Source organism: Bacillus sp. JJ634 (genome assembly GCF_036962285.1).
Taxonomy (GTDB): domain Bacteria; phylum Bacillota; class Bacilli; order Bacillales; family DSM-1321; genus Peribacillus; species Peribacillus asahii_A.
Map to the genome: position 1 here is coordinate 39123 of NZ_JBALMU010000089.1, position 7135 is coordinate 46257.

Sequence of the window (7135 nt, forward strand, 5' to 3'; positions counted from 1 at the left end):
GTATATGTGAAAGGAGAAAAGAAAACAGGCTATATTCACGTCAATGATATTGAGAAAATTTGGACTTCCAAGCAACAACTTTTGGAAGGTGCAGCTTTAAAAAATCCAACAAATGTATATAGTAAAGCATCTACGAATTCTTCTGTATTAAGAAGCTATACACAAAGTAAGGTGTTAAAATACCGAACATTTTCTGAGAATTGGTATACGGCAACCATATACATATCAGGAACAGCAACAACGGGTTACATACATAAAGACGATGTCAAAGGTTTATCTTACTATAACTTAACAGTAGATGAAGCGACAGCAATGCAAGTAAAAGTGAACCCTATGACAGATGAGTCTGGCTCTTGGAAAGAAGCTAATGCAACACAAGTTAAATATTACGTAGATCCAACGAACTTCTTAGCAAATGACACATCTTCCTATCAGTTCTTAGTTCTATCAGACCTTGCAGGCACAAACGTTACAGAACTTAATAATGCTTTATTAAATGGAAAAGGCATTCTAGCTGATCAAGGAGAAGCCTTCATTACGGCTGCCAAAACACACGGCGTAAATGAAATTTATTTAATTAGCCACGCCTTGCTTGAAACAGGAAATGGCTACTCTACTCTCTCAAACGGTGTGGAAGTAAGCGAAGTAGACGGCGAAGCGGTTACACCAAAAGTAGTTTATAATATGTTCGGAATCGGCGCTAAAGATGCTTGTGCCTTACAGTGCGGTTCAGAATACGCCTATAAAGCTGGCTGGACAACTCCCGAAAAAGCAATTATCGGCGGTGCACAATTCATCGGAAATGGTTATGTGAACGCTGGCCAAGATACACTCTATAAAATGCGCTGGAATCCAGCAGGTATGGAGAAATACGGATATGCGACACACCAATATGCAACAGACATCGGCTGGGCTGTTAAACAAACCGATCGAATTGCTAAGATGTATGGTGCCCTTTCCACATACAATCTTCAATTAGATGTAACAACGTATCTACCAACTTATTAAATTATGAAGAAAGCAAGATTGCCCCGAATAGGACACTCTCCCTATTCGGGGTTTTCTACGTTAAAAGGTGATTTATCCCACACTTAACGGGCAGTAATACCCTCACCTCAAGATTAAGAGGAAACGGAGCAGATAGGTGAGGGCAACTGCCCATAAAGGTCCGATTGGTTCAACTAACTATAAGTGGGGATGAAGAACAATCCCCACTTATAGAAGTTTCACTTTATATTGAATATCCACTAGATACGTTATAAAATGGAGGATAAATCCGAACGCATTGTAATATTTGAACAACTGATGTTAAAATTTTGTTGTTTCATTGTAAATATAATAGGTTATAATAAAGTAGGCTTATCTCTTCTCCACTATGATGGACTTTTTCGTTCATAAATATTCTATTGATTATATATAGATTGAAACGACTTACGGGAGGAAATAAAACATGAAAAAAGTAATCACATATGGAACCTTTGATTTACTTCATTGGGGACATATTAATTTATTAAAGCGTGCTAGAGAATTAGGCGATTATTTAATCGTTGCCATTTCAACAGATGAATTCAACGCTTTAAAAGATAAAAAAGCGTACCATAGCTTCGAAAACCGAAAAATGATTTTAGAATCCATTCGCTACGTTGATAAAGTCATTCCAGAAAACAACTGGGAGCAAAAGAAAGAAGATATTATTCGTGAAGGCGTCGATATCTTTGTTATGGGAGACGATTGGAAAGGCAAATTCGATGAGTTGGCCGAGGTATGTGAAGTCGTATACTTACCAAGAACAATCGGCATCTCTACTTCTCAAATTAAAGAAGATCTTTTGCAAGTAAATAATGGCTAGGGAACTTTTTATAGAAGGATATTTACTTTTCATTAAAGTACTATTCTCTATCTGTAAACTCTTTCCTGTACGAAATAAGATTGCCTTTGTCTCTTCGTTCGGTGATAATTGTCAATTCCTTTTGGATGAAATCAATCAACAAAGCATTCCCATTCAAAAAGTATTGTTAAAAAAATCAGGCAGCAATCTTGATGCTAAGGGCGATGGACATACCATCGTCCTTCCGTTTGAAACGAAGAATATCTTTCATATGTTACGGGCTTTTTATCATCTTGCTACGTCGAAATGGGTTGTCATTGATAATTACTTTGGCTTTCTTGCTGCCATTACCTTCAAACAAGAAGTAACCTGTGTACAAGTATGGCACGCAGCAGGAGCGGTTAAACAGTTTGGCCTGCGCGATCCATCTGTTCAATATCGTTCGGCACGAGCTAAAAAGCGTTTTTTAGAGGTGTACCGCCGCTTTCATTATGTGACAACCGGCTCAGAGATTATGGCTGACATCTATAAAGAAAGCTTCCAAGTAGAAGATCGCCAAATTTTACGAACAGGTGTACCGAGAACGGATTTCTTTTTTGATGAACAGGCGAAAGAGCGCGCGCAGCATGCTTTTTATCGAGCATTCCCAGAGCTAAAACAGAAACAAATTATTCTCTATGCGCCAACCTTTCGCGATGAAGAATTACATGCCGACACCATCGCATTAGATTTAGATTTGCTGCATAAGGAGCTGCATGAGAAGGATTATGTTGTTTTACTAAAGCTTCATCCTGCTGTAACAATGAATCAAAATATAACGCAGAAATTTCCTGGCTTTGTGTATCAAATAAAACGTGGATTGCATATAAACGAGCTATTAGTTATAACCGATTTATTAATTACAGACTACTCGTCGATTCCTTTTGAATTTTCTTTCTTCCAAAAACCGATGCTCTTTTTTGCTTATGATTTAGAACAATATGCGAAGCGTCGCGGCTTTTGGGAAGATTATACAGAAAGTATGCCCGGTCCGATTGTGTATAATACTGAAGAAATTCTCGAGAAAATCCACTCACATGATTTCATGCTTGAAAAAGTGGCACCATTTAACGAGAAATGGAACACCTACTCCAATGGGCAATCGAGTAAACAGCTTATAAATCGGTTACTTTCCGCAGAAGTGAAAAAAAATGCCCGTGCATAATGCATGGGCATTTTTCGTATTCTAGTTATAACGTGGTACATCATATTCCGCTGTATAGCTATCAAGCAGTGAATATAGCTGCTCGAAAGAACGCGTTTGTTTAACGGCCCAGCCGATATCTGTTGCGTATTGATGATACGGAACTCCTTTTGTCACAAGAGCTTCTGGATTCCATCTCATTTCATAGAGCGTATCTTGTCCGGCATAAATATAATTTTCAGCGGCAAATTTTGCTCCTTCAGTAATCGCTTTATCTGCCGTTGTCCAGCCTTCATTGAACGCACGTCTTGCTCCACATTCAAGCGCACAGTTATCATAAGCGCCAATGCCGTACATGTTATACACTTTTGCTTCATATGACTTGGCATCACTATCTAGCACAACAATTTCTTTCTCACCATTTTCGTTATAGACGATTTTACCTTTACTATCTTTTTTCGTTTTCACTTTCACCCCTGTTGCTAATCGGGACGTACCGTTCCCCGTTTCAAGAGATGAATGAGAAATTAAGTAAATTTCATTCACATCGTACTTAAATCCAGCTTTTAAATAAGCATCGGCTCGATTTTTTAAAATCCCTTTATTATAAAGAATTTTGTTATTCAACTCATCTTCATTTAAAGCAGAGAACGCCGAAAGCTTTACATATTGATAATATTCCTTCTCGTTTTTATTCGTAAAGCTGTCTGGATTCAAGTAATACTTCGTATCAGTTTTCGAAGCATTCACCCAGCCGGTCAAAATTTTATAATAGTCCTTATCATTAAATGACTTTTCACCTTGAATCGTCACGTTCGTGTTCGCTTTTAGATTTCCTAATAAGCGGGATGAAGTTGTAATAATCGAAACGTTATCGACCGTTTTTCCGCTCTTTCTTGTAGAAGCTAGTTTCACACTGTTTTTTGGAATATAAGCCCCATACTTTTTATCTGTCTGTGGTGAAGTAGCCATTTGCTTCGTTAAAGCTGTATCTAATGTAATGTTATGGCTACTATAGGCAACCGACTTCTTTTTTGATTTCTTCGTTACATTCACTTGAATGCGTGCATCGCCTGTATGGTCATAATAGCGTACTTCAATAATCGCAATACCAGGATCCAGCTTGATTTCTTGGTTAAACGTATACGTTCCGTTTTTCCAATAATCAATCTGTTTTTTGCCATTTACATATACGCGGATACCGTCATTCGCTCCACCAGAGATAATATAGGTACCGCCGCTTAAATTTGTTCGCTTCACAAACTTCGCTGAAAACCCATTGCTTGGAATGCCCGAAGCAGGAGATGCCGTGCCCCACTTATAATTCAACTTACTAGCTGTTTGTTTCACTCGTTTTCCTTTTAATTCTTTTTGATCATAAAACGTAACATCCCATTTTCCCAGGGGTGTCACAGTGGAGGCCTCTTTTAAATCAACCTGTAATCTCGCACTACCACTCTCGTTGTAGTACTGCACTTTGATTGTATGCGTCCCCTTCTTCAAGGTAATGTTTTTCTCAAAGTTTCTCGTACCAGGCTTCCAATCATCCACTTGTTTCTTACCGTCTACATAAATTCTGATGCCATCATTGGCTTCTCCCATCAATATGTACTTTGTGTCTTTTGCCACAACTACTTTCTTTTGATACACGGCAGAATACGTTCCTGCTGGAATCTTTGTATGAGGTGCTTTAGAGCCCCAAGAAGCATTCAACGACTTGACGGACGTACTAACTGGTGTGCCAGTGAAGTTTTTACTTGGGAAAAATAATCCCGTCCACTGCTCTGTTGATAGTTTCGCAGCCACTTTATTCACATCTACTATAATATAGGCCGTCCCTGTTTGATCATAATAGTGGACTTCAATCTTATGCTCACCTTTTGAAAGCATGACATCTTTACTAAATGTGTGTGAGCCAGACTTCCAATAATCCAATTGTTTCTTCCCATCCACATATACTCTCACGCCGTCATTCGCTTTACCGGAAATTCGGTAAGCTCCCCCGCTTGAAACGGAAATCATTTTCGTCATTTTTACAGAAAAACGATTTTGCGGGATTCCTTTAACAGGATTTGAAGTTCCCCATGAGTAGTTTATACGGTCTGCTTTTTTCTGTACCGTTGAACCTGTAAAATTCAGCTTTGAATAATACGTCACCGTCCACTCACTCTCGCTTGCCTCTGCTTTTGAAATCGCATATTCACCACTAGTAAATAGACACATAAACAAAGCAAGCACACTAACAACTAACCATTTTGCCCTAATCACACTTTCACCTCTAATTCTTTTCATTTTACCCTTTCTATAATTATCGGAGAATAAGAGGAATTTGTGAGCAAGTTTTGTAGATTCTTGGATAATTTGTATTAATCATAGGATTCCACTATCCATCATGCTACAATTAACTATTATCAAACTAGTTATTATACAAATATATGTAACTAACTAGTACGAGGAGATTTATAATGAGAACTTTACTTTCCTTTTTACTTATTTTCACTCTTTATTTAATCAATGGATCATTAGCAGAAGCGGCCAATCCTTCAGCTAATCAATTAATTATTAAATTTAACGATTCAACAAGTTCTACTCAAAAGCAAACGATTCTTCAAACCGTTCACGCCAATGAGCTTTCAACGATTGAAAATGGGAACTTTTCACTTATATCACTCCCGGAAGGAAGCGATTTAAATACAGTTGCTGCTACGCTTTCAACATTCCAACAAGTAGAATTAGTCGACCGAAACTATGAAGTAACGCCGAATCATACGCCATCGGATCCTTACTATTCAAAGCAATGGAATCTAAAAAAAATCAATATGCCAAAAGCGTGGAATGTCACATTTGGAAGTCCCGATATCAAAGTAGCCGTGATTGATGCCGGGGTTCAAACGAGCCATCCAGACTTAAAAGCACATATCATTGCACCTTACAATGCGCTTACCGGCGGAAAGTCGATACCAGCTAGCGCTCATGGAACCCATGTTGCTGGAATTATCGCTGCCTCAATGAATAAAACAGGTATTACCGGCATTGCACCGAAAGTACAGATTATTCCTATTAATGTATTCGAAGGTGAAGAAGCCGATATTTATACAGTCGTTGATGGCATTGATTATGCGGTTCAGGCAGGCGCTGATATTATCAATTTAAGCTTAACAACAGAAGATTACACCGATGTGCTGGACTATGCCGTTCAACAAGCCTATAAAAAAGGCGTAATCGTTGTCGCTGCTGCCGGAAATGATAACACAAGCCGCCTTCAATATCCTGCATCACATAAGCACGTCATTGCAGTGAGTGCGACGACACAAAAGGATACGCGGGCTGCATTTTCTAATTTTGGTTCCTATATTGACCTAGCCGCTCCTGGTGTCGAAATCTACTCGACAGTTCCAAAGAGCCGCTACGCGAAAGACAGCGGAACATCCATGGCTGCACCAACCGTTAGCGGAGCTTGTGCTTTAATCTTATCGAAGAATCCATTCCTTACCCCAACAGAAGTCGAGAATATTTTGAAAAAATCAAGCGTTGATTTAGGAGCTAAAGGACGGGACAAATATTATGGCTACGGAAGAATCGATGCCTATACAGCCTTAAAACAAACACCTGCACTACCGATGTCAAAGCTTAAACTATCTAGTCGTACGATTGCTTTCAATGGAAAAAATAATCTATCAATATCCTTTAGTGCTAAAAAAGGAACAAAGATCTCTTTATATATAAGAAATTCAAAAGGTCAACTCATTCGAAAACTAGCTACAAATAAAGCATGGACAGGCGGCACGTATACAAGGAAATGGGATGGAAAAACAGATAGCGGCTCTTTTGCACGAGCTGGTCAAGTGAAAATCATAGCTAAAATGAGCAATGGAAAACATTCCGTTTACAGAGTCGCTTATGTGACGATTCGAAATACGTAAACAAATAATCACAAATTCAGCTAAAATGAGACAAATGCAAACAATATACAAGTGCAAAATAGCATATATACCGTAAACACGACAGCAACTGACTCAAATAAACAAAAAAGTAACTATGACTATTAAACTAATTACCAACTAAAAAAATACTTCATTATAAAAACTTTCCATATTCATGGGAAGTTTTTTTTAGGAATCTGC

The 7135-nt window shown here is 38.4% G+C and carries 5 protein-coding genes; 4 read left to right on the forward strand and 1 reads right to left on the reverse strand.

Annotated elements, in window-relative coordinates:
• The 3 genes from V7068_RS14140 to V7068_RS14150 all read left to right on the forward strand — a co-directional run.
• A partial coding sequence (locus tag V7068_RS14140; RefSeq protein WP_499713315.1) for an N-acetylglucosaminidase occupies positions 1-1008 on the forward strand: 1008 nt, incomplete at its 5' end.
• 442 nt (positions 1009-1450) lie between these two features.
• Complete coding sequence (gene tagD / locus V7068_RS14145; protein WP_499713316.1) at positions 1451-1849, forward strand: glycerol-3-phosphate cytidylyltransferase; 399 nt, start codon at positions 1451-1453, stop codon at positions 1847-1849.
• Positions 1842-3032 carry a CDP-glycerol glycerophosphotransferase family protein gene (locus V7068_RS14150; protein ID WP_499713317.1) on the forward strand — a complete coding sequence of 397 codons (1191 nt, stop codon included), beginning with the start codon at positions 1842-1844 and terminating at the stop codon, positions 3030-3032. Before tagD ends, V7068_RS14150 begins: the two co-directional genes overlap by 8 nt.
• 21 nt (positions 3033-3053) lie before the next feature.
• On the opposite strand, the gene V7068_RS14155 is transcribed toward V7068_RS14150, so the two are convergent.
• The gene (locus V7068_RS14155; protein ID WP_499713318.1) at positions 3054-5303 is read right to left on the reverse strand and encodes a PA14 domain-containing protein; all 2250 of its coding nucleotides are present in this window, start codon (positions 5301-5303) and stop codon (positions 3054-3056) included.
• A gap of 173 nt (positions 5304-5476) precedes the next feature.
• Between V7068_RS14155 and V7068_RS14160 the strand changes: the two genes are divergently transcribed.
• The gene (locus tag V7068_RS14160) at positions 5477-6934 is read left to right on the forward strand and encodes a S8 family peptidase (protein WP_499713319.1); all 1458 of its coding nucleotides are present in this window, start codon (positions 5477-5479) and stop codon (positions 6932-6934) included.
• Positions 6935-7135 lie beyond the last annotated feature (201 nt).